Source organism: Micromonospora sp. WMMD714, from assembly GCF_029581315.1.
Classification (GTDB): Bacteria; Actinomycetota; Actinomycetes; order Mycobacteriales; family Micromonosporaceae; genus Micromonospora; species Micromonospora rifamycinica.
Genome location: NZ_CP120744.1, coordinates 94,748 through 114,994, shown reverse-complemented (window position 1 = coordinate 114,994; position 20,247 = coordinate 94,748). Strand labels below are relative to the sequence as shown.

The 20,247-nt window shown below is 73.8% G+C and carries 20 protein-coding genes; 16 read left to right on the top strand and 4 right to left on the bottom strand.

What is annotated here, in order from left to right; all coding sequences use genetic code 11:
• The first annotated feature begins 7 nt into the window (after positions 1 to 7).
• The 5 genes from O7625_RS00530 to O7625_RS00510 all read left to right on the top strand — a co-directional run bounded on the left by O7625_RS00530 (position 8) and on the right by O7625_RS00510 (position 3,488).
• The gene (locus O7625_RS00530; protein WP_067312474.1) at positions 8 to 502 is read left to right on the top strand and encodes a hypothetical protein; all 495 of its coding nucleotides are present in this window, start codon (positions 8 to 10) and stop codon (positions 500 to 502) included.
• Positions 503 to 750: 248 nt separating this feature from the next.
• On the top strand, positions 751 to 1,065 hold the full coding sequence (rplU, locus tag O7625_RS00525; RefSeq protein WP_067312477.1) for a 50S ribosomal protein L21: 315 nt from the start codon (positions 751 to 753) through the stop codon (positions 1,063 to 1,065).
• A gap of 11 nt (positions 1,066 to 1,076) precedes the next feature.
• On the top strand, positions 1,077 to 1,328 hold the full coding sequence (gene rpmA, locus O7625_RS00520; RefSeq protein ID WP_067312480.1) for a 50S ribosomal protein L27: 252 nt from the start codon (positions 1,077 to 1,079) through the stop codon (positions 1,326 to 1,328).
• A gap of 158 nt (positions 1,329 to 1,486) precedes the next feature.
• Positions 1,487 to 2,968 (top strand): GTPase ObgE, encoded by a 1,482-nt coding sequence (gene obgE / locus O7625_RS00515; RefSeq protein ID WP_282343508.1) that lies wholly within the window; start codon positions 1,487 to 1,489, stop codon positions 2,966 to 2,968.
• A gap of 70 nt (positions 2,969 to 3,038) precedes the next feature.
• Entirely contained in the window at positions 3,039 to 3,488 is a 450-nt protein-coding gene (locus tag O7625_RS00510) for a GNAT family N-acetyltransferase (RefSeq protein WP_282343507.1), read from the top strand.
• 35 nt (positions 3,489 to 3,523) lie between these two features.
• Here O7625_RS00510 and O7625_RS00505 read toward each other — a convergent pair whose 3' ends face one another.
• Together O7625_RS00505 and O7625_RS00500 are read right to left on the bottom strand one after the other, a co-directional pair.
• A complete protein-coding gene (locus O7625_RS00505; protein ID WP_282343505.1) occupies positions 3,524 to 4,774 on the bottom strand; it encodes a cytochrome P450 in 1,251 nt (416 codons plus the stop codon).
• A 215-nt stretch (positions 4,775 to 4,989) separates the two neighbouring features.
• Positions 4,990 to 5,208: a DUF397 domain-containing protein gene (locus O7625_RS00500; protein ID WP_067312494.1), complete on the bottom strand. Its 219-nt coding sequence runs from the start codon at positions 5,206 to 5,208 to the stop codon at positions 4,990 to 4,992.
• Positions 5,209 to 5,274: 66 nt separating this feature from the next.
• Here O7625_RS00500 and pepN point away from each other — a divergent pair, with 66 nt between their 5' ends.
• From pepN to O7625_RS00455, 9 genes are all read left to right on the top strand, one after another.
• Positions 5,275 to 7,791 (top strand): aminopeptidase N, encoded by a 2,517-nt coding sequence (pepN, locus tag O7625_RS00495; RefSeq protein WP_282343503.1) that lies wholly within the window; start codon positions 5,275 to 5,277, stop codon positions 7,789 to 7,791.
• 94 nt (positions 7,792 to 7,885) lie between these two features.
• Positions 7,886 to 8,515, top strand: a complete 630-nt coding sequence (gene nadD, locus O7625_RS00490; protein WP_282343501.1) for a nicotinate-nucleotide adenylyltransferase — start codon at positions 7,886 to 7,888, stop codon at positions 8,513 to 8,515.
• Between the two features lie 77 nt (positions 8,516 to 8,592).
• On the top strand, positions 8,593 to 8,997 hold the full coding sequence (rsfS, locus tag O7625_RS00485; RefSeq protein ID WP_067312500.1) for a ribosome silencing factor: 405 nt from the start codon (positions 8,593 to 8,595) through the stop codon (positions 8,995 to 8,997).
• Complete coding sequence (locus O7625_RS00480; protein ID WP_282343497.1) at positions 8,994 to 9,623, top strand: histidine phosphatase family protein; 630 nt, start codon at positions 8,994 to 8,996, stop codon at positions 9,621 to 9,623. The genes rsfS and O7625_RS00480 overlap by 4 nt, the downstream gene beginning before the upstream one ends.
• 48 nt (positions 9,624 to 9,671) lie before the next feature.
• Positions 9,672 to 10,523: a DegV family protein gene (locus O7625_RS00475; protein WP_282343495.1), complete on the top strand. Its 852-nt coding sequence runs from the start codon at positions 9,672 to 9,674 to the stop codon at positions 10,521 to 10,523.
• Positions 10,524 to 10,685: 162 nt separating this feature from the next.
• The gene (locus tag O7625_RS00470; RefSeq protein WP_282343493.1) at positions 10,686 to 11,585 is read left to right on the top strand and encodes a ComEA family DNA-binding protein; all 900 of its coding nucleotides are present in this window, start codon (positions 10,686 to 10,688) and stop codon (positions 11,583 to 11,585) included.
• Positions 11,582 to 13,978: a ComEC/Rec2 family competence protein gene (locus O7625_RS00465; RefSeq protein ID WP_282343491.1), complete on the top strand. Its 2,397-nt coding sequence runs from the start codon at positions 11,582 to 11,584 to the stop codon at positions 13,976 to 13,978. Before O7625_RS00470 ends, O7625_RS00465 begins: the two co-directional genes overlap by 4 nt.
• 138 nt (positions 13,979 to 14,116) lie before the next feature.
• On the top strand, positions 14,117 to 15,097 hold the full coding sequence (gene holA, locus O7625_RS00460; protein ID WP_282346749.1) for a DNA polymerase III subunit delta: 981 nt from the start codon (positions 14,117 to 14,119) through the stop codon (positions 15,095 to 15,097).
• 71 nt (positions 15,098 to 15,168) lie between these two features.
• Entirely contained in the window at positions 15,169 to 15,603 is a 435-nt protein-coding gene (locus O7625_RS00455; RefSeq protein WP_282343490.1) for a hypothetical protein, read from the top strand.
• 201 nt (positions 15,604 to 15,804) lie between these two features.
• Here the strand turns inward: O7625_RS00455 and rpsT are convergent, their stop codons facing one another.
• Both rpsT and O7625_RS00445 read right to left on the bottom strand, forming a co-directional pair.
• Positions 15,805 to 16,071, bottom strand: a complete 267-nt coding sequence (gene rpsT / locus O7625_RS00450) for a 30S ribosomal protein S20 (RefSeq protein WP_067311213.1) — start codon at positions 16,069 to 16,071, stop codon at positions 15,805 to 15,807.
• Between the two features lie 225 nt (positions 16,072 to 16,296).
• Positions 16,297 to 17,373 (bottom strand): phosphotransferase, encoded by a 1,077-nt coding sequence (locus tag O7625_RS00445; RefSeq protein WP_282343488.1) that lies wholly within the window; start codon positions 17,371 to 17,373, stop codon positions 16,297 to 16,299.
• Between the two features lie 144 nt (positions 17,374 to 17,517).
• Here O7625_RS00445 and O7625_RS00440 point away from each other — a divergent pair, with 144 nt between their 5' ends.
• The gene (locus O7625_RS00440) at positions 17,518 to 18,054 is read left to right on the top strand and encodes a DUF4240 domain-containing protein (RefSeq protein ID WP_282343487.1); all 537 of its coding nucleotides are present in this window, start codon (positions 17,518 to 17,520) and stop codon (positions 18,052 to 18,054) included.
• Positions 18,055 to 18,206: 152 nt separating this feature from the next.
• Positions 18,207 to 20,084 carry a translation elongation factor 4 gene (gene lepA, locus O7625_RS00435; RefSeq protein WP_282343485.1) on the top strand — a complete coding sequence of 626 codons (1,878 nt, stop codon included), beginning with the start codon at positions 18,207 to 18,209 and terminating at the stop codon, positions 20,082 to 20,084.
• Positions 20,085 to 20,247: the final 163 nt, after the last annotated feature.

The following is a 20,247-nucleotide window of genomic DNA, read 5'->3' as shown; positions in this document are numbered from 1 at the left end:
GAAGAACATGCGCCGCCTGCCCGTCGCCCTCGTGCTGACCACCGCCCTGCTGGCCGGTGCCGGCTGTTCGGCCGACCGGAGCGACGGGTCGGCCCCGGCCGACCGGCCGACCGGCACGGTGGCCCCCGCCAGCGTGGTCCCGTCCGCGGTGGTGAGCGGTTCCCCGGCGGGTGGCAACGGACCGCAGGTGTGCGGCGTCGCCGAGGCCGCCTCGACCACCGCCGTCCGGACCTACGTCGAGGAGCTCGGCAGGATGATCGCGGCGGTCGGCGCGAACGACAGCACGGCGGCGGACGCCGCCCGGAAGCGGGCCGAGGCGGCGTTGACCACCTGGCGGACGGTGTTGCGGCAGCAGTCCGGCCTGGCCACCGATCCCCAGCTGAAGACCCTGCTGACCGAGCTGGCCACCGAACTCGGTCGGCTCGGCACCGACGTCGACTCGATCGACGAGACCGAGCTGGACCGGCTCCAGCAGCGGCTGGACCAGCTCTGCGCCCGCTGACGGCGGCCCGGGGCGGGCCGACCGGCGGGCGGCGTCCGCCGGGAGGTCCCGTCGGCCGGGGGAGGCGGCCCGGTCCGCCGTCCGCCGGGGGTCGGTTTGGGCGGCGGGTGGGGGATGGCGTACTCTTTCCTGCGGCACACTCTGGTGTGCCGAGTTCCCGCGTGCCCGCGCTGCCGGTGTCACAGCTACCCGGCAAGTTGCTATGGGAACGACCGCCAGCAGCCTCAACGACAGGGAGTCCGCCTCCGATGTACGCGATCGTCAAGACCGGCGGCAAGCAGTACAAGGTCGCCGAGGGCGACGTGATCGAGGTCGAGAAGCTCACCGGTGCCCCCGGTGACGCGGTGAAGCTCACCGCGGTGCTCCTCGTCGACGGTGACGACCTGGTGACCGACGCGGCGAAGCTCGCCAAGGTCGCGGTGTCCGGCGAGATCGCCGCGCACACCAAGGGCCCGAAGATCCGGATCCACAAGTTCAAGAACAAGACCGGCTACCACAAGCGCCAGGGTCACCGCCAGCCGTTGACCCAGGTCAAGGTGACCGGCATCTCCAGCGGGAAGTAGGTCGTCCTCCAATGGCTCACAAAAAGGGTGCGTCCAGCTCGCGTAACGGCCGTGACTCCGCGGCCCAGCGACTCGGCGTGAAGCGCTTCGGTGGTCAGGTCGTCGGCGCGGGTGAGATCATCATCCGGCAGCGTGGCACCAAGTTCCACCCCGGCGACCTGGTCGGCCGCGGCGGCGACGACACGCTGTTCGCGCTGGCCGCCGGTGCGGTCCAGTTCGGCACCAAGCGGGGTCGTAAGACCGTCAGCATCGTGCCGCAGTAGCTCGACAGCGAAGCGGGCCGCGGACCTGGAGGTCCCGGCCCGCTTCGCCGTTTCCCGCGCGGGGTGTTCCCGCCGGCGGGTGCTCCTGCCCCGCCGGGTGACCCCGGGTGGGGTGTTTTTCAGGTGCGGAGCGTGACTCCGCTGGAAGGATTGGCGTCGTGACGACGTTCGTTGACCGGGTCGTCCTGCACATGCAGGCCGGCGACGGCGGGCACGGCTGTGTCTCCATCCACCGGGAGAAGTTCAAGCCCTTCGGCGGCCCGGACGGGGGCGACGGCGGGCACGGCGGCAGCGTCTCCCTGGTGGTCGACCCGCAGGTGACCACGCTGCTGGACTTCCACTTCCGCCCGCACCTGAAGGCCGAGAACGGCAAGGGCGGCGCCGGCTCGAACCGGGACGGCGCGAACGGCCACGACCTGCTGATCAAGGTGCCCAACGGCACCGTCGTGCAGACCCTCGACGGCACGGTGCTGGCCGATCTGGTCGGCGCGGGCACCACCTTCGAGGCAGCCCGGGGTGGGCGTGGTGGCCGGGGGAACGCCTCACTGGCCAACTCCCGGCGCAAGGCGCCCGGCTTCGCCGAACTGGGGGAGCCCGGCGACCAGCTGGACGTGGTGCTGGAGCTCAAGAGCGTCGCCGACGTCGGTCTGGTGGGCTTCCCGTCGGCCGGCAAGTCGTCGCTGATCTCGGTGATCTCCGCCGCCAAGCCGAAGATCGCCGACTACCCGTTCACCACGCTGGTGCCCAACCTGGGCGTGGTCCGGGTGGACAACCACACCTTCACCGTCGCCGACGTGCCGGGTCTGATCCCGGGGGCGGCCACCGGCAAGGGGCTGGGCCTGGAGTTCCTCCGCCACGTCGAGCGGTGCGCGGTGCTGGTGCACGTGGTCGACACGGCGACCCTGGAGCCGGGCCGGGATCCGCTGGCCGACATCGACACCATCGAGGCCGAGCTGGCCGAGTACGGCGGGCTGGCCGACCGGCCCCGGCTGGTGGCGCTGAACAAGGTCGACGTGCCGGACGGCCAGGACCTCGCCGACATCGTCCGCCCCGATCTCGAAGCACGTGGTTTCCGGGTGTTCGACGTCTCGGCGGCCACCCGGGTGGGGCTCAAGGAGCTGACGTACGCGATGGCGGAGCTGGTCGACGAGTCCCGCCGGGCCGCGCCGCCGGCCGAGCCGACCCGGATCGTGATCCGTCCCAAGGCGGTCGACGACGCCGGCTTCACCATCGAGGCGGCGGCGGACGGGTCGTTCACCGTCCGGGGCTCCCGGCCCGAGCGGTGGGTCCGGCAGACGAACTTCGACAACGACGAGGCGGTCGGCTTCCTCGCCGACCGGCTGGCCCGGCTCGGGGTGGAGGAGAAGCTGGCCAAGGCCGGCGCGCACCCCGGCGACCTGGTTCGCATCGGTGAGCGGGAGTTCGACTGGCAACCGACCCTGTACGCCGGGGTCGACTTCGTCCCCGGCAACCGGGGCACCGACGTCCGGCTGGAGGAGAAGTCGTCGCGTCCCGCGGCGGCCGAGCGGCTGGCCGCCCGCAAGGCCCGCCGGCAGCGTCCCGAGGACGAGCTGGTGGGCGCCGACGGCGACGACGTCCTGGGCGCCGACGGCGACGGCGACGCCCTGGACGAGGGATAGCCCCTTACCGGTGGGGTCCGGGTCGTTTCCTGGAAACCTTCGCGAAACGGACCCGACCTATCGTGGGCTGATGCTGATCGAGTCCCGTCCCGCCACCGATCCGGAGGTCGACACGCTGGTCGCTGCCCAGCAGCGGGAGCTGCGCGCGGCCGACGGCGGGCTGGACGGTCAGGCCACGGTGGTCCACGACGGCATCCGCTATCTGGTGATGGTGGACGGCGGCCGGGTGGTCGCCTGCGGCGGTCTCCAGTCCCTCGACACGGACACCGGCGAGGTGAAGCGGATGTACGTCCGCCCGGCGTACCGGGGGCGGGGGCTCGCCCGGCAGTTGCTCAGCGCGCTGGAGGACCTGGCCTTCCACCGGGGTCACTCGGTGCTCTGCCTGGAGACGGGCACCTACCTGCCGGCGGCGATCGGCCTCTACACCTCCTGCGGCTACCAGCCGATCCCGGTCTACGGTGAGTACGTCGGCAACCCGTACAGCGTCTGCTTCGCCAAGCGGCTGCCGGTGGCGGCCTGAGCCGTCGCCGGACACCGCGCCCGGCCCGGTGCGGGTCAGCCCGTCGGCTGGACGCCGGTGAGCACCAGGCCGCTGGGCGGCATCGTCGGCACCCGGGTCAGGTCCAGGTGCAGGTCCTGCGGCGGCACCTGGTAGTCCATCGCCCCGGTCAGCACCCCCACCGCCTGCTTCATCAGCTCGATCGTGATCCACTCCCCGGCGCAGCGGTGCCCGCCCAGGTGGTACCCGCCGCCCTGCGGCACGAAGCCGTACGGATCGTCGCGCCAGCCGGCGAACCGCTCCGGGCGGAACTCCTCCGGTTCGGGCCAGAGCTGTGGGTGGTGGTTGGTGCCGTACAGGTCGAGCAGCACCCGGCGGCCCGCCGGGAAGTGGTGGCCCTGCCAGTCGAAGGAGTGCCGGACCCGGGCCATGGCGACCGGGAAGAACGGGTAGTAGCGGCGTACCTCCTGGACGAACCACTCGGTCGGCTCGTCACCGGCGCGGACCCGTTCCTGCCACTCCGGATGCTCGTGCAGGGCCAGGGCGGCGAAGACCACGTACCGGTCGACGGCCACGGTGGGCCGTAGCACGTTGATCAGTTCCACCGCGGCGATCCGGCGGGGGAGCAGCCGACCCTCGGCGTCCCGGTGTTCGGCGATCACCGCGAGCGCGCTGTCCGCCGGTGCGGTCAGGGTGCCCGTCCGGACCCGTTCCACCAGGTCACCGGCCCAACGCTCGGCCCGGCGGCGGGCGAACACGCCACGCCAGTGCCGCAGCCCCAGCGCGGCCGGTCCGTCGATCATGGCATGCATCTGCGCGGTGCGGCGGGCCACCTCGCTGCGGGGCAGCGGCACCCCGGCCCAGGCGCAGACGGCCCGCATGATGATCGGGCCGACCTCGTCGCGCAGCACCAGCGGCCCGGAGCCGGCCCAGCCGGCCAACCGGGTGCGCCATTCGTCGGCGAAGAGCCGGCCGAGCCGCTGCACGGCCGAGGGCGTCATGATCGACATGAACATGGCCTTGCGGTCGGCGTGGGCCGGGCCGTCCAGCCCCTGCACGCCGCCCTCCCCGGTCAGCGTCCGCTGTCCCCGCTTCGGCGCCGCCCCCGCCCGCCGGAACCGTTCGACGTCGTAGAAGAGCTCCACCGCGGGCCGTCCGCGCAGGCAGATCGTCGGTTCCAGCATCAGCCGGGCGGTGAAGACGTCGCTGCCGTAGCGCTCGCACCGGGTGCTGATGAACCGGTAACCCTCGCGCAGGAACGCCAGCGTGCTCTCCGGGCTGCGGTCGGCCGGGGTGGTGGTGGCCATCTGGCTCTCCTGACGGGTGCGACGGTGGGCGGACCCGGCCGACGGGTCGGCCGTGGGTGGTCTACCCGGGTATGGGGGGATAATTCCCGCCTGACACCCCGGATCGGGAACCCCCGGCCCGCCTGTCCCCCGGCCCGCCTGCCCACCGGCCCGCCTTTGCGCCGGCCCCCGGGCGGAGGTGGTTGTCGCCCTGCCCGGGTGCCGGCGTCCGGCGCTCAGTCCAGGTCGAACTCGCCGTCCTGGGCGCCCGCGACGAACGCGTCCCACTCGGCCTGGGTGAAGACCAGCACCGGACCGTCCGGCTCGGCCGAGTTGCGCATCCCGATCAGGTCGTCCACGAAAGCCACCTCGACCGCGCTGTCGGAGGTGTCACCCTCGGCTCGCTGCCAGACCGCCCGGGACAGGTCGAAGTCGCCCTTGGGGTGCTGACCCATTGTTGATCCTCCATTGCCACGCGTATCGGGGAGCCCGGCCGGCTCCCCGTCGGGCAGGATAAGCGGATGCCGAGCCTGACCCGTGTAGAGGCGACCGCGCGTCGCGCGCTGATCGATGTCGCGTCCTATCAGGTGGACCTGGAGCTGACCGACGGCGACGACGGCTTCCGTTCCACGACCACCATCCGGTTCCGGGCCACCGCCGGCGCCGCGACCTTCGTCGAGGTCCGGCCCGCCCTGCTGGAGGGGGTACGGCTCAACGACCGGGAACTGGACCCGGGGGCGCTCGCCGACGGCCGGTTCCCGCTCACCGGCCTGGCGGCGGAGAACACCCTCACGGTCACCGGCCGGATGGCGTACTCCCACACCGGCGAGGGGATGCACCGCTTCGTCGACCCGGCCGACGGGGAGACGTACCTCTACGCGATGTCCTTCCTGGACGAGGCACCGAGCATCTTCGCCTGCTTCGACCAGCCCGACCTCAAGGCCCCGGTGACCCTGACGGTGACCGCGCCGCCACACTGGACGGTCGCCGGCAACGGCCCGCTCGCCGGCAACCCGGCCCCCGGCCGCTGGGAGTTCGCCCCCACCCCGCCGCTGGCCAGCTACCTCGTCTCGCTGATCGCCGGCCCCTGGCACGTCCGGCGGGACAGCCACGACGGCGTCCCGCTCGGCGTCTACTGCCGGCGGTCGCTGGCCGCGTACCTCGACGCCGACCTGGACGAGATCCTCACCGTCACCCGGCAGTGCCTGGACCGCTTCCACCAGCTCTTCGCCGAGCGGTACCCGTTCACCAAGTACGACCAGGCGTTCGTGCCGGAACTCAACGCCGGCGCGATGGAGAACCCGGGCCTGGTCACCATCCGCGACGACGCCGTCTTCCGCTCGGCGGTCACCGACACCCAGCGGGAGCAGCGGGCCACCACGATCGCCCACGAGATGGCCCACATGTGGTTCGGTGACCTGGTCACCATGCGGTGGTGGGACGACCTGTGGTTGAACGAGTCCTTCGCCGAGTACCTGGGCACCCGGGTCGCCGCCGAGGCGACCCGGTTCGACCGGGTCTGGACGACCTTCGCGATCCGCCGCAAGGCCTGGGGGTACGCCGCCGACCAGCGTCCGTCCACGCACCCGGTCGCCCCCGAGGAGGTCGCCGACGCCGCCCAGGCCCTGCTCAACTTCGACGGCATCTCGTACGCCAAGGGCGCCAGCGTGCTCCGCCAGCTCGTCGCCTGGCTCGGCGACGACGCCTTCCTGGCCGGGCTCAACCGGCACTTCGCCGCCCACCGCTTCGGCAACGCCACCCTGGCCGACCTGCTCGCCAACCTCGGCGCCGCCAGCGGGCGGGACCTCACCGGCTGGGCCGACCGCTGGCTGCGCCGACCACAGGTCAACACGCTGCGGACGGAGACCTCGGTGGACGCCGACGGCCGGTGGACCTCGGTGGCGGTGGTGCAGACCGCGCCGGAGGGGCACCCGGTGCTGCGCCCGCACCGGATCGCCGTGGGCCGGTACACCCCCGACGGCGCGGTCGAGCGGATCGAGGTCGATCTCGATCCGGACGCCGACCGGGGCCGTACCGTGCTGCCCGAGCTGACCGGCCGGTCCGCCCACGGGCTGCTGCTGCCCAACGACGGCGACCTCACCTTCGCCAAGATCCGGCTCGACCCGGCGTCGACGGACGCGGTCGCCACCGTGCTGCCCGGACTCGCCGACCCGCTGGCCCGCGCCCTGCTCTGGGAGGAGTCGCTGGACGCCGCGACCGACGGCGACCGGCCGGTGTCGTCGGTGGTGTCGCTGGTCACGGTGGCCCTGCCCACCGAGACCGAGGTCACCATCGCCGAGAGCGTGCTGGCCCGCAGCCGGAGCCTGATCGACCGTTACCTCGACCCGGCGGCCCGGGACGCGGCGCTGCTGCGGACCGCCGGGGCCTGCGCCGCGCTGCTCGCCACCGCCCCGGCCGGCGGCTCGCTGCAACTGGCCGCGGCCCGGGGGCTGCTCGCCGCCACCGCCGACGCCGACCTGCTGGCCGGCTGGCTCGTCGGTCGGGACGTGCCGGCCGGGCTGGCCGTCGACGCCGAGCTGCGCTGGTCGCTGCTACGGCGGCTGGTGGTGCTGGGCGCGGCCGGCGAGGCCGAGATCGCCGCCGAGGCGTCCGCCGACCGCAGCGCCACCGGTGCCGAGCGGGCGACGCTGTGCCGGGCGGCCCGGCCCGAGCTGGCCGCGAAGGACGCCGCCTGGGAGATCATCACCCGGGACACCAGCCGGTCCAACCGGCTCGTCGAGGCGGCCGCCGAAGGGTTCTGGCAGCCGGAGCAGGCCGAGCTGACCGCCAGCTACGTCGACCGGTACTTCACCGAGATGCCGGCGGCGGCGCGGCGGCGTACGGCGTGGGTGGCCGAACAGGTCGCCCGGCTGGCCTTCCCCCGCTACGCCGTGGCGCAACCCACCCTGGACTCGGCCGCGACCCTGCTCACCCGGGACGACCTCACCCCCGGGTTGCGCCGGGCCGTCACCGACGCCGCCGACGACCTGCGCCGCGCGCTGGCCGCCCGGACGGAGCTGGCCGCCGCTGCCGCCTGAGCGGTCGCCGGCCGCCGCCTGACCGGCGGGTGTCCGCGGCGGCGGTACGGCCGCCCCGGCCCGGGCGTGGCGGGAGGCGGCCTACGATCATCGAGTGGCGGAAGAGATCAGGCGGATCGGCATCATGGGCGGCACCTTCGACCCGATCCATCACGGCCACCTCGTGGCGGCCAGCGAGGTGGCGGACCGGTTCGGCCTGGACGAGGTGGTCTTCGTGCCGACCGGTCAGCCGTGGCAGAAGGCGGACACCCCGGTCAGCCCGGCCGAGGACCGCTACCTGATGACGGTGATCGCCACCGCCTCCAACCCCCGGTTCCAGGTCAGCCGGGTCGACATCGACCGCGGCGGCCCCACCTACACCGTCGACACCCTGCGTGACCTGCACCACGAGTACGGCCCGACGGCGCAGCTGCACTTCATCACCGGGGCCGACGCGCTGGAGCGGATCCTCTCCTGGAAGGACCTGGACGAGATCTTCGCGCTGGCCCACTTCATCGGGGTGACCCGGCCCGGCTTCGCGCTGACCGACGAGCACCTGCCCGCCGACACGGTCAGCCTGGTGCAGGTGCCCGCGATGGCGATCTCCTCGACCGACTGCCGGGACCGGGTGGGCCGGGGGGAACCGGTCTGGTATCTGGTGCCCGACGGTGTGGTGCAGTACATCGCGAAACGGCGGCTCTACCAGCGGGGATCACGCCCGGTAACTCCCACTTCGCCCCAGTAAGCGGCCAGAACTGGCAAGTCGTCTCCGCGCCGGGTGTGAGACGCTTGACGGGTCGCACTGTGGATCGAAGGAGAACGGTGACAGTTTCCGAACGCGCTCACGAGCTGGCGATGGCCGCCGCCCAGGCCGCGGCCGACAAGAAGGCGCAGGACATCGTCCTCATCGACGTGGGCGAGCAGCTCGCCATCACCGACGTGTTCCTGGTCGCCTCGGCCCCGAACGAGCGCCAGGTGATGGCCATCGTCGACGCCATCGAGGAGCGTCTGCTGGAGCTGCCCGAGAAGGCCAAGCCGCTCCGCCGCGAGGGCGAGCGGGGTGGCCGCTGGGTGCTGCTCGACTACGTCGACATGGTGGTCCACGTCCAGCACACCGAGGAGCGCGAGTTCTACGCCCTCGACCGGCTCTGGAAGGACTGCCCCCAGCTCCCGTTCGTCGACCGCGACCTGGTCGACGCCGAGGCCGCCGGTTCCGCCGCCGAATGACCCGCCTGATCGTCTGGCGGCACGGCAACACCGACTGGAACGCCACCGGCCGGGTCCAGGGGCAGACCGACGTACCCCTCAACGACCTCGGCCGGGAGCAGGCCCGCACCGCCGCGCCGCTGCTCGCGGCGCTGCGCCCGGACGTCGTGGTCGCCTCCGACCTGCTCCGGGCGGCCGACACCGCCGCCGCGCTCGCCCAGCTCACCGGCCATCCGGTACGCCCCGACGCCCGGCTGCGGGAACGGCACTTCGGGCAGTGGCAGGGCCTCGCCCTGACCGACGCCGCCGAGCAGTTCCCCGCCGAGTACGCCCGCTGGCGGGCCGGTGACCCGGATCCGGGAGCGGGCATCGAACCCCTCGACGACCTCGGCAAGCGCGTCGGCGAGGCGCTGCTGGCGGCCGCCGAGCTGGCCGACGGCGGCACGGTCGTGGTCGCCACCCACGGCGGCGCGGCCCGGCAGGGCGTCGGCCGGCTGCTCGACTGGGACCACTCCGTGCTGCGCAGCGTCGGCTCGCTGGCCAACTGCCACTGGACCGAACTACGGCGCAACGACGTCCGGGGCTGGCACCTGCGCGCCCACAACGTCGGCCCGATCAGCCGGCCGGCGCAGCCCGAACCGGTCTGACCCGTCCGACCGCGACGGGCCTGCCCGGCATCGGCTAGCGTGCCGGGCATGCCCGTCGCGGTCGTCACCGACTCCACCGCCTATCTGCCCCCCGAGCCGGTGCGGGCGCATCGGCTGACCGTGGTGCCGCTGACCGTCGTGCTCAACGGCGCGGAAGGGCTGGAAGGGGTGGAGACCTTCCCCGCCGACGCCACCCGGGCACTCGGCGGGCGGCGGGTCTCGGTGAGCACGTCCCGGCCGTCACCCGCGCAGTTCGTCGCGACGTACCGGCGGCTGCTGGCCGACGGGGCGGACGGGGTGGTGTCGGTGCACCTGTCGGCCGAGCTGTCCGGCACGGTGGAGTCGGCCCGGCTGGCCGCCGCCGAGGTCGGTGACCGGGTCGCGGTGGTCGACAGCCGGGCCACCGGAATGGGGCTCGGGTTCCCGGCGCTCGCCGCCGCCACCGCCGCGGAGACCGGCGTCGACCTGGCCGGGGTACGCGCCGCGGCATTGGCCGCCGTCGAACGGACCACCATCTACTTCTACGTCGACACGCTGGAGTTCCTGCGTCGGGGCGGCCGGATCAACGCGGCGGAGGCGCTGCTCGGCACCGCACTGTCGGTCAAGCCGATCATGCATATGCCGGACGGCACGATCGTGGTACGCGACAAGGTGCGTACCGCCAGCCGGGGGATGGCCCGCCTGATCGACCTGGCGGTCGAGGCCGCCGCCGAGGCAGACGTGGATCTCGGGGTGCACCACCTCGCCGCCCCGCACCGCGCGGAACACCTCGTCGAGGCGCTCAGCGCCCGGCTCGGTGACCGCCTGCACGACACGTACGTCTCCGAGGCCGGCGCGGTGGTCGCCGCCCACGCCGGACCGGGCCTGGCCAGCGTCGTGGTCCACCGCCGGCCGACCTGAGCGCGGGCGGGCGTCGGTCGTTCGACCCGATCGGACCGTCCCCACTGGGTCCGTCATAGCAGATTCCGCCATGATCAGGCGGTCGTCCACAGCCGACGCCGTCGTCCACAGCCGGCCGCCGCTGGGCTGACCGGGTGCCGTGCTCCGGCCTAGCCTCGCGCCGTGTCCGAGGATGACGAGACCATGGTGCGGCGACGGCTGTACCGGCTGACCGACGGGGTGTCGGCGCTGCGGACGGCGGGGCCACCGGGTCAACCACCCGGCCCTGGCCGGTCCCCGGGGCCGCCCCCCGATCCTGGCTGGTCCCCGGGTCGGCCCCTCGGGCCGGGCGGGCTGGGCGACGACGTGGGCGGGTTGGCGATCCGCCCGCCCGTTCTGACCGCAGATGCCGATCCGGTGCCGGCGGGCGGGCTGTCCGGCGGGCTGCCCGGCCCCGGGGTCTTCGACCCCGGCCGGCGCGGCGTCCGGGCATTGGCTGCCGTGGCGGTGGTCGTGGTGCTCGGTGCGGGATTCTGGGCCTGGCGGTCCCGACCGCAGGCCGAACCGGTCCGCCCGACGCCCACCGTGACCGGGCCGGAGGCCTCCGGCGGTTCCGTCCCCGGTCCGGCCGGGCACCCCACCGGTGAGGTGGTGGTGGCGGTGGCCGGCAAGGTCCGCCGCCCCGGGCTGGTCCGGGTGCCAGCGGGGGCGCGGGTCGCCGACGTCGTCGAGGCGGCCGGCGGTGCCCTGCCCGGCGTGGACGTGGCACTGCTCAACCCGGCGCGCAAGGTCGCCGACGGGGAGCTGATCCTGGTCGGCGTCACCGCGCCACCAGGCGCGGCCGGGGAGGGCTCCGCCCCGGCGGCAGCGCCGGGCGGGGGAGTGCCGGGCGGCAAGGTCAACCTCAACTCCGCCACGTTGGCGCAGCTCGACACGTTGCCCGGGGTCGGCCCGGTGCTCGCCCAACGCATCCTCACCCACCGCGACCGGCAGGGCGGTTTTCGCAGCGTGGGCGACCTGCGCCAGGTCGACGGGATCGGCGACGCCCGGTACGAACAGCTCAAGGACCTGGTGACGGTGTGACCGGCCGTCCCGACCCGGTGCCGGGCGGCGCGGCCGCCGCCGACCGGGCTTTCGACCTGCGGCTGGCCGGGCTGGCGGTGGCGGTCTGGCTGACCGCGCTGAGCTGCCTGCACCGCACCGCCCCGACGGCGGTCCTGCTCGCTTTCGGCGCCGCCGTCCTGGCCGCTCTGTTCGCCGCGCACCTGCTCGCGGTCGTGGGCACCCCGGCCGCCCCGGTCCGCCGGTACGGCTGGATCGCCGTCGCCGTGCTGCTCGGGGTGGTCTGCGGCGGCACCGCCACCGCGGCCCGCCTGCACGTCCGCGACGCCGCCCCGGTGCGCGCCCTGGTTGACGACCGCGCCCGGGTCACCGCCGACCTGGTGCTCCGTGACGATCCCCGGCCGGTGCGCGGGGCACCCGGTCGACCGGCGACCCTGCTCGTCACCGCCGAGTCGACCGCGCTCACCGGCCCCGATGGCCACCGCCTGCGGGTGCCCGTACGCCTGCTGGTGCTCGCCACCGATCCGGTGTGGCGGGGCCTGCTGCCCGGCCAGCGGCTGACCGCGCAGGGCCGGTTGGCGTCGTCCCGCGGTGGTGATCTCACCGCTGCGGTGCTGACCGTGACCGGTCCACCGGTCCGGCGCGGGTCGCCGCCCTGGCTCCAACGCGCCGCCGGCACCCTCCGGGCCGGTCTGCACCGGGCCTGCGCGCCGCTCCCACCCGAGCAGGGCGGTCTGCTGCCCGGCCTGGTCGTCGGCGACACCAGTCGCCTGCCGGCCACCGTGGAGGAGGATTTCCGGGCCACCGGGATGACCCACCTCAACGCGGTGTCCGGTGCGAACGTGGCGATCGTGGTCGGTGCGGTGCTGCTGCTGGCCCGGTGGGTCCGGGCTGGTCCCCGGCTCGCGGCGGTGCTCTGCGGGCTCGCCCTGATCGGCTTCGTCGTCCTGGTCCGCCCCTCGCCCAGCGTGGTCCGGGCGGCCACCATGGGAGCGATCGGGCTGGCCGCGTTGGCCGTCGGGCGTCCCCGGGCGACGCTACCGGCGTTGGCCGCGGCGGTGGCCGTACTCCTGCTGCTCGATCCGGAGCTCGCCGGGGACGCCGGTTTCGCGCTGTCCGTCCTGGCCACCGGCGGACTGCTGCTGCTCGCCCCCGGCTGGCGGGACGGGCTGCGCCGTCGGGGCGTACCGGCCGGGTTGGCCGAGGCGGTCGCCGTTCCGGCGGCGGCGCAGCTCGCCTGCGGGCCGGTGGTGGCGGGCATCTCGGGCACGGTGAGCCTGGTGGCGGTGCCGGCCAATCTGCTGGTGGTGCCGGCCATCGCCCCGGCCACCGTGCTCGGGGTGGCGGCGGCGGTCGTCTCGCCGGTGTGGCCGTCCGGGGCGGAGTTCGCCGCCTGGCTGGCGAGCTGGCCGGTGTGGTGGCTGGTCACCGTGGCCCGGGTCGGCGCCCGGCTGCCGGCGGGCACCCTGCCCTGGCCGGGTGGGGTGCCGGGCGCGTTGCTGCTGGCCGGGGTGACCCTGGGGCTGCTGCTGGCCGTCCGCCGTCCGCCGGTCCGTCGGCTGGTGGCGGTCGGGGCGGTGGCGGTGGTGCTGGGTGTCCTTCCGGTCCGGCTGGTCGTCGGCGGCTGGCCGCCGGACGGCTGGGTGGTGGTGGCGTGCGCGGTCGGTCAGGGCGATGCCCTGGTGCTACCGGTGGCCGCCGACCGGGCGGTGGTGGTGGACGCCGGCCCGGAGCCGTCGGCCGTGGACGGCTGCCTGCGCCGGCTCGGGGTGCGCGAGGTGTCGTTGCTGGTGGTGAGCCACTTCCACGCCGACCACGTCGGTGGAGTGGCCGGGGTGGCCAGGGGGCGGCGGGTGGCCATGGTGCTCGCCCCGGCCATGGTCGAGCCGGTGGCGGGTCGGGAGATGGTGACGGCCGCCGCCGGGACGGCCCGGCGGGTGGTCCCGGCGGCCGGCTGGTCGTACCGGTCGGGAGGGGTGGACCTCGTCGTCCTTGGTCCGCCCTACCTCCTGCGGGGCACCAGGTCCGACCCGAACAACAACTCGCTGGTGCTACGGGCCACGGTGGCCGGTGTCCGGATCGTGCTGTCCGGGGACGCGGAGACGGAGGAGCAGCGGGCGCTGCTGGAACAGGTCCCGCCGGAGGCGCTGCGGGCCGAGGTGCTCAAGGTCGCCCACCACGGCAGCGCCTACCAGGATCCGGCCTTCCTCGACGCGGTCCGGCCGGCGGTGGCGCTGGTGCCGGTGGGGGCGGACAACGACTACGGACACCCCAGCGCGGTGATCCTCGACCGGCTCACCCGGTCGGGTACCCGGGTGCTGCGTACCGACACCGACGGCGACGTGGCGGTGGTGCGCCGGGCCGGCGGTCGACTGGCGGTGGTCGGCCGGGGACTGCCACCGGGCCACCGGTGACCAGCCGCCCGCAGTGACCTGCGGCGGATCGCGGCACTAGCCCAACAATAGAGGCAAATGTCCATATTTGCGCTGAGTGTGGGGTGGGCCGTCGCCGCCGTCGTCGAGCAGGCACGATCCGTCGCCGGCCGTGCCAAGATGGGCGACGTGACCGGCGTCGACTTCGCTCCTATTCTGCTCGTCCTCGGCGACGAGGAGCTGCTCGCCACGCGCGCGGTGACCGAAGCCGTGGCGAAAGCCCGCAGCGTCGACCCGGACGTCGACGTCCGGGAGTACCAGGCCGGGGCGCTGACAGTCGGTGAGATCGCCGAGATGCTCAGCCCGTCGTTGTTCGGTGGGCGGCGGGTGCTGGTGCTCCGCTCCGCCCAGGACGCCCGCAAGGACCTGGTCGCCGCGTTGCTCGGGTACGCCAGGAACCCCGACCCGGACGTCCAGCTGGTGGCACTGCACCTGGGCGCGGGCAAGGGCAAGGCGTTCGCGGACGGGCTGCGCGCCGCCGGTGCGACGGTCGTCCCGGCGGCGAAGGTGAAGGGGCACCGCGAGCGGGTGGCGTTCGTCCGCGAGGAGATCCGCCGGGGCGGGGGGAGGTGCACCGACGACGCGGCCGACGCGCTGATCGCCGCCGTCGGTGCCGACCTGCGCGAACTGGCTGCCGCCTGCTCACAGCTGATCGCCGACACCGACGGGCGGATCGGTGCCGAGACGGTGGCCCGGTACTACCGGGGCCGGGTCGAGGTGAGCGGTTTCACCGTGGCCGACGCCACGATGATCGGCGACGTTCCGGCCGCGCTGGAGGCGCTGCGCTGGGCGTTGCACGTCGGGGTCGATCCGGTGCCGATCGCCGATGCCCTCGCCGACGGGGTCCGGACGGTGGCCCGGGTCGCCGCCGCCGGCCGGGGTGACCCCTACCAGCTGGCCAGCAGCCTCGGCATGCCCCCCTGGAAGGTCAAGAACGCCCAGCAGCGGTCCCGGGGCTGGACGCCGGAAGGGCTGGTCGAGGCGATGCGGGCGGCGGCGGAGTGCAACGCGGCGGTCAAGGGCGGTGCCGACGACCGGGGGTACGCCCTGGAGAAGGCGGTCTTCTCGGTCGCTGCCGCCCGGCGGGGCAGCGCCCGGTGACCCGCCCCGCCCGCCCGCCGACGGACCTGGCCCGTCCGGTGACCGGGCACGGCCGGCGGGGGTGGTCGACCGTGCCGACGGACGACCAGCGCTACCGACCGCTCTACGCCCGGCTGCTCGGGCTGCGTTTCGTCAACCCTGGTGGGGTGCTCTGCTTCGTCTTCTTCGAGGGCGCGGTGGCGCTGGCGGTGCTGCTCGCCCTGGCCGAGCTGGTGAACTGGTGGGCCGTCCCGGTGCTGCCGCTGGCGGTGGCCGTCATGGTGAAACTCAACGACGTCGTCGCCGAGCGGGTGATCCACTCGGCGGCGTTGGTGCCGGAGCAGGAGCGGGACCGGTTCCGGCGGCAGGTCGAGCCGGTGATCGGCCGCGCCCGGGTGCCGACCACCCGCTCCGGCGTGCTGCTCACCACCGCGCGTGCGCCGTGGGAGCCGGCCGACCCCGCCCCCCGCGCACTTCCCGGCAGCACCGCTGAGGGTGCCCGGCGCGGTCACCGGCCGTCGTGGTGATCGATCGCCGGCTAGGGCGATGGTCACCGACCGTGGTGGTAATGCCGGCGGGATGATGGTGGTGACGATGGTCACCGACCGCCGTCATGATGCCGGTGACGGTGTGGCGGCCGGCGTTGGTGGTGTGGTCGCCGGCCGAGGGGACGGCCGTGAGCCCCGGAGCAGCGCTCCGGGGCTCACGATCAGGTCTGGGTCGCTCGGTCAGGCCGAGAGCGAGCCGACGCGCTTCGAGATGGCCGACTTCCGGTTGGCCGCCTGGTTGGCGTGGATGACGCCCTTGCTGGCGGCCTTGTCGAGCTTGCGGGCGGCGTCACGCATCAGGGCGGTGGCCTTCTCGGCGTCACCGGCCTCCGCAGCCTCGTGGAACTTCCGGATGGCGGTCTTCAGCGACGACTTGACCGACTTGTTACGCAGCCGGCGCTTCTCGTTCTGCCGGTTGCGCTTGATCTGGGACTTGATGTTCGCCACGCGACAGCCTCGTCTTGATAGCTCGGTTTGGTCTGCAACTTCCGCGCGCGACGAGCATGCGTCATCGCCACGCGAAAACCCAGGCTACCAGGTCGCCGAGCGGAAGTGAAAACGCCCCCACCGGCGGCCGGTGGGTCAGCGCCAGGGTCTGTCGGGCCAGCGCCAGGCCGTCGGGCCAGCGCCACCGAGGCCCGGGCGGTGAGCGCCGGGGCCGCCCCCTGTGGGTCAGCGCCAGCCCTGGCGGGCGGCGAGCCAGCCGAGCGCCTGCTCCCCGCTGAACCGCCGGTGCGCCCACAGCAGCGGGGACGCCCCTGCCGGATCCGGGGCGGCGGCCTGCCCGCCCGGTGACGTGCCGGCGGCCGGGAGCGGGCCGGCGGCCGGGAGCGGGCCGGCGGCCGGTGACGTGCCAGCCAACGGGGGCGGGCCGGCGGCGGTGAGGTAGTAGCCGGCGAGCGCGGCCAGCGTCACGTCCAGGGCGTCGGGCGGGGCGCCGGCCGCTGCCGGGTGGGTGGCGAAGACCGCGTCCAGGTCCACCCCGGCGGCGTACCCGGTGATCAGGAGGCCGGCCAGGTCGAACCAGGCCGGGCCGTGGCAGAGCCAGTTCCAGTCGCAGAACCAGGCCCGCCCGGCCGGGTCCAGCAGCACGTTGTCCACCCGCAGGTCGCCGTGGACCAGGCCGGACGCGGCCGCCGCGTACCGGGGGAGCCGGGATTCCAGCGCGACGAGTTCGGGCAGCCGGTGGCGGGCCGGCGGGGGGAGCGGGGGCACCGGCTCGCGCCCGGCGGCCACCTCGCCCCACCAGAGGATGTCGGTGCGGGCCAGGTCGGCCAGCCGGGGCAGGCCGAGCCCGGTCAGCGCGGGCGGCGGGGCGGCCAGCGCGGCGGCGACCTCGGCGTACCCGTCGAGCACGGCGGTCAGCTCGGCCGGTTCCCAGGGCAGTCGGGGCGTCCGCCCGTCCAGGGCGTCCAGGCCGACCGCGTACCAGCCGGCCGCGGCGAGCGCCCAGTGCGGCCGGGGGACCGGCAACCCGGCCGGCAACCGGTCCAGGACGGCCAGCTCCCGGGCGTACCAGTCGGCCAGGTGGCGCTGCCGGGCCAGATCGGCGGCCTTGACGAAGATCCGCTCACCGGTGGCCGTCTCCAGCACGGCGGCGAAGCCGCCGGTGAAGCCCGCGGTGGCGGTCCGCGCGGTGACCACCGTCGCGCCGAGTCGGGCGGTAACCGCCTCCCGGAGGTCGTCGGGCAGGTCACGCCAGTCGGGTCGCACGGCGGTCCGGTGGTACGGCGGCAGGGTGGCGGACACCCCACCATCGTGCCCGCTGCGACCCGGCGCGGGCAGGGCCGGCGCGACCCGGCACGGGCAGGGCCGGCGCGACCCGGATGGGGTGGGTACGGCCCGGGGTGGGACGGGACCGGTCGGGGCGGGGTTCTGGGAGACTGCGGGGCCATGAGGACCGAAGACTTCTGGCAGTTGATCGACCAGGCCCGCAGCGGGGCCGGGGGAGAGGCGGACGCGGTCGCCGCCCGTGCGGTCGCCCTGCTCGCCGAGCGCGCCCCGGAGGACATCGTCGGATACGCGCACCACCAGCAGCGGGTGCTGGCGGCGTCGTACCGCGTCGACCTGTGGGGAGCGGCCTACCTGATCAACGGGGGTGCCTCCGACGACGGGTTCGAGTATTTCCGGGGCTGGTTGATGACCCAGGGGCGGGCGGTCTTCGCCGCCGCGGTGGCGGCCCCGGACTCGTTGGCGGAGCTGCCCCGGATCCGGTCGGCCGCGCTCAGCGGCGAGGAGTTCGAGTGTGAGGACATGCTGGCGGCGCCGTGGGACGCGTACCGGAAGGCCACCGCGACCGACCTGCCGGCGGAACGGGACCGGGTGCCGGTGCCCGACCTGAACGACTTCTGGGACTTCGACGACGAGGAGGAGGCCCGCCGCCGGTTGCCGAAGCTCGCCGCCCTCTTCGTCGAGCCACCCGAGGAGTGAGCCACCCGAGGAGTGAGCCACCCGAGGGGTGAGCCACCCGGCACGTCGAGCCACCCGAGGAGTGACCGGACCGGTTCCGGAGCGACGTGGGAGCATAGAGGGGGCCGGCGGTGTGCCGGCCCGTCCACGTCAGCCGACCAGAACGGACCGCTGTGCCACCGACGCTCGATCCCGGCGCGAACGCTCCTGGTGCCACCGACCCGGCGCGCATCCGGAACTTCTGCATCATCGCTCACATCGACCACGGCAAGTCGACCCTGGCTGACCGGATGTTGCAGCTCACCGGTGTGGTCGACCCGCGACAGATGCGTGCGCAGTACCTCGACCGGATGGACATCGAGCGCGAGCGCGGCATCACCATCAAGAGTCAGGCCGTCCGGATGCCGTGGACGATCCGGGAGGGCGAGCGGGCCGGTGAGCAGGCCGTCCTCAACATGATCGACACCCCCGGCCACGTCGACTTCACCTACGAGGTCTCCCGGTCGCTGGCCGCCTGCGAGGGGGCGTTGCTGCTGGTCGACGCCGCCCAGGGCATCGAGGCGCAGACGCTGGCCAACCTCTACCTCGCGCTGGAGAACGACCTCCGGATCATCCCGGTGCTCAACAAGATCGACCTGCCGGCGGCCCAGCCGGAGAAGTACGCCGAGGAGCTGGCCCACCTGATCGGCGGCGATCCGGCCGACTGCATCAGGGTCTCCGGCAAGACCGGTGACGGGGTGCCGTACCTGCTCGACGAGATCGTCCGGCAGTTCGTCCCGCCGGTCGGTGACGCCGACGCCCCGGCCCGCGCGATGATCTTCGACTCGGTGTACGACGTCTACCGGGGCGTGGTCACCTACGTCCGGGTCATCGACGGCCGGATCGGCGCCCGGGACCGGATCAAGATGATGTCCACCGCCGCCGTGCACGAGCTGCTGGAGATCGGGGTCATCTCCCCCGAGATGGTCAAGGCCGACGCGCTCGGTGTCGGCGAGGTGGGCTACCTGATCACCGGCGTGAAGGACGTCCGCCAGTCCCGGGTCGGTGACACCGTCACCATCAACGCCCGGCCGGCGACCGAGGCGCTCGGCGGTTACAAGGATCCGAGGCCGATGGTCTACTCCGGCCTCTACCCGATCGACGGTTCGGACTACCCCAACCTGCGCGAGGCGCTGGACAAGCTCAAGCTCAACGACGCCGCGCTCGACTACGAGCCGGAGACCTCCGGGGCGCTCGGCTTCGGCTTCCGCTGCGGCTTCCTCGGCCTGCTGCACCTGGAGATCATCCGGGAGCGGCTGGAGCGGGAGTACAACCTCGACCTGATCTCCACCGCGCCGAACGTGGTCTACCGGGCCATCACCGACGACGGCCAGGAGATCGTGGTGACCAACCCGAGCGAGTACCCCACCGGCAAGATCGCCGAGGTGTACGAACCGATCGTGCGGGCCACCGTGCTCACCCCGAACGACTACGTCGGCGCGGTGATGGAGCTGTGCCAGGGCCGGCGGGGCAGCCTGCTCGGGATGGACTACCTCTCGGCCGACCGGGTGGAGCTGCGCTACACCCTCCCGCTCGCCGAGATCATCTACGACTTCTTCGACCAGCTCAAGAGCCGTACCAAGGGCTACGCCTCGCTGGACTACGAGCCCTCCGGCGAGCAGGCGTCCGACCTGGTCAAGGTGGACATCCTGCTGCACGGCGAGCCGGTGGACGCGTTCAGCGCGATCGTGCACAAGGACAAGGCGTACACCTACGGCACGTCGATCGCGGCGAAGCTGCGCAACCTGATCCCGCGCCAGCAGTTCGAGGTGCCGATCCAGGCGGCGATCGGCAGCCGGGTGATCGCCCGGGAGACCATCCGCGCCATCCGCAAGGACGTGCTCGCCAAGTGCTACGGCGGTGACATCAGCCGTAAGCGCAAGCTGCTGGAGAAGCAGAAGGAGGGCAAGAAGCGGATGAAGATGGTGGGCCGGGTGGAGGTGCCCCAGGAGGCCTTCATCGCCGCGCTCTCCTCGGACTCCGGCGACGCCAAGCCGGCCGGCAAGAAGTAGCAGCCGGCCGTCGGCACACACGTGCCCGGCGTCGTACGGATGAATTTCGCTGCCCGCCGTGGCGCTGCGCGCGGGCCGGTGTGCGCCTTCTGAGCTGCGCGGACATCAACGTGCGGCGAACCGACGCAGCGGTGTCGGATCGATGTGCGGCGACATGGGTGGT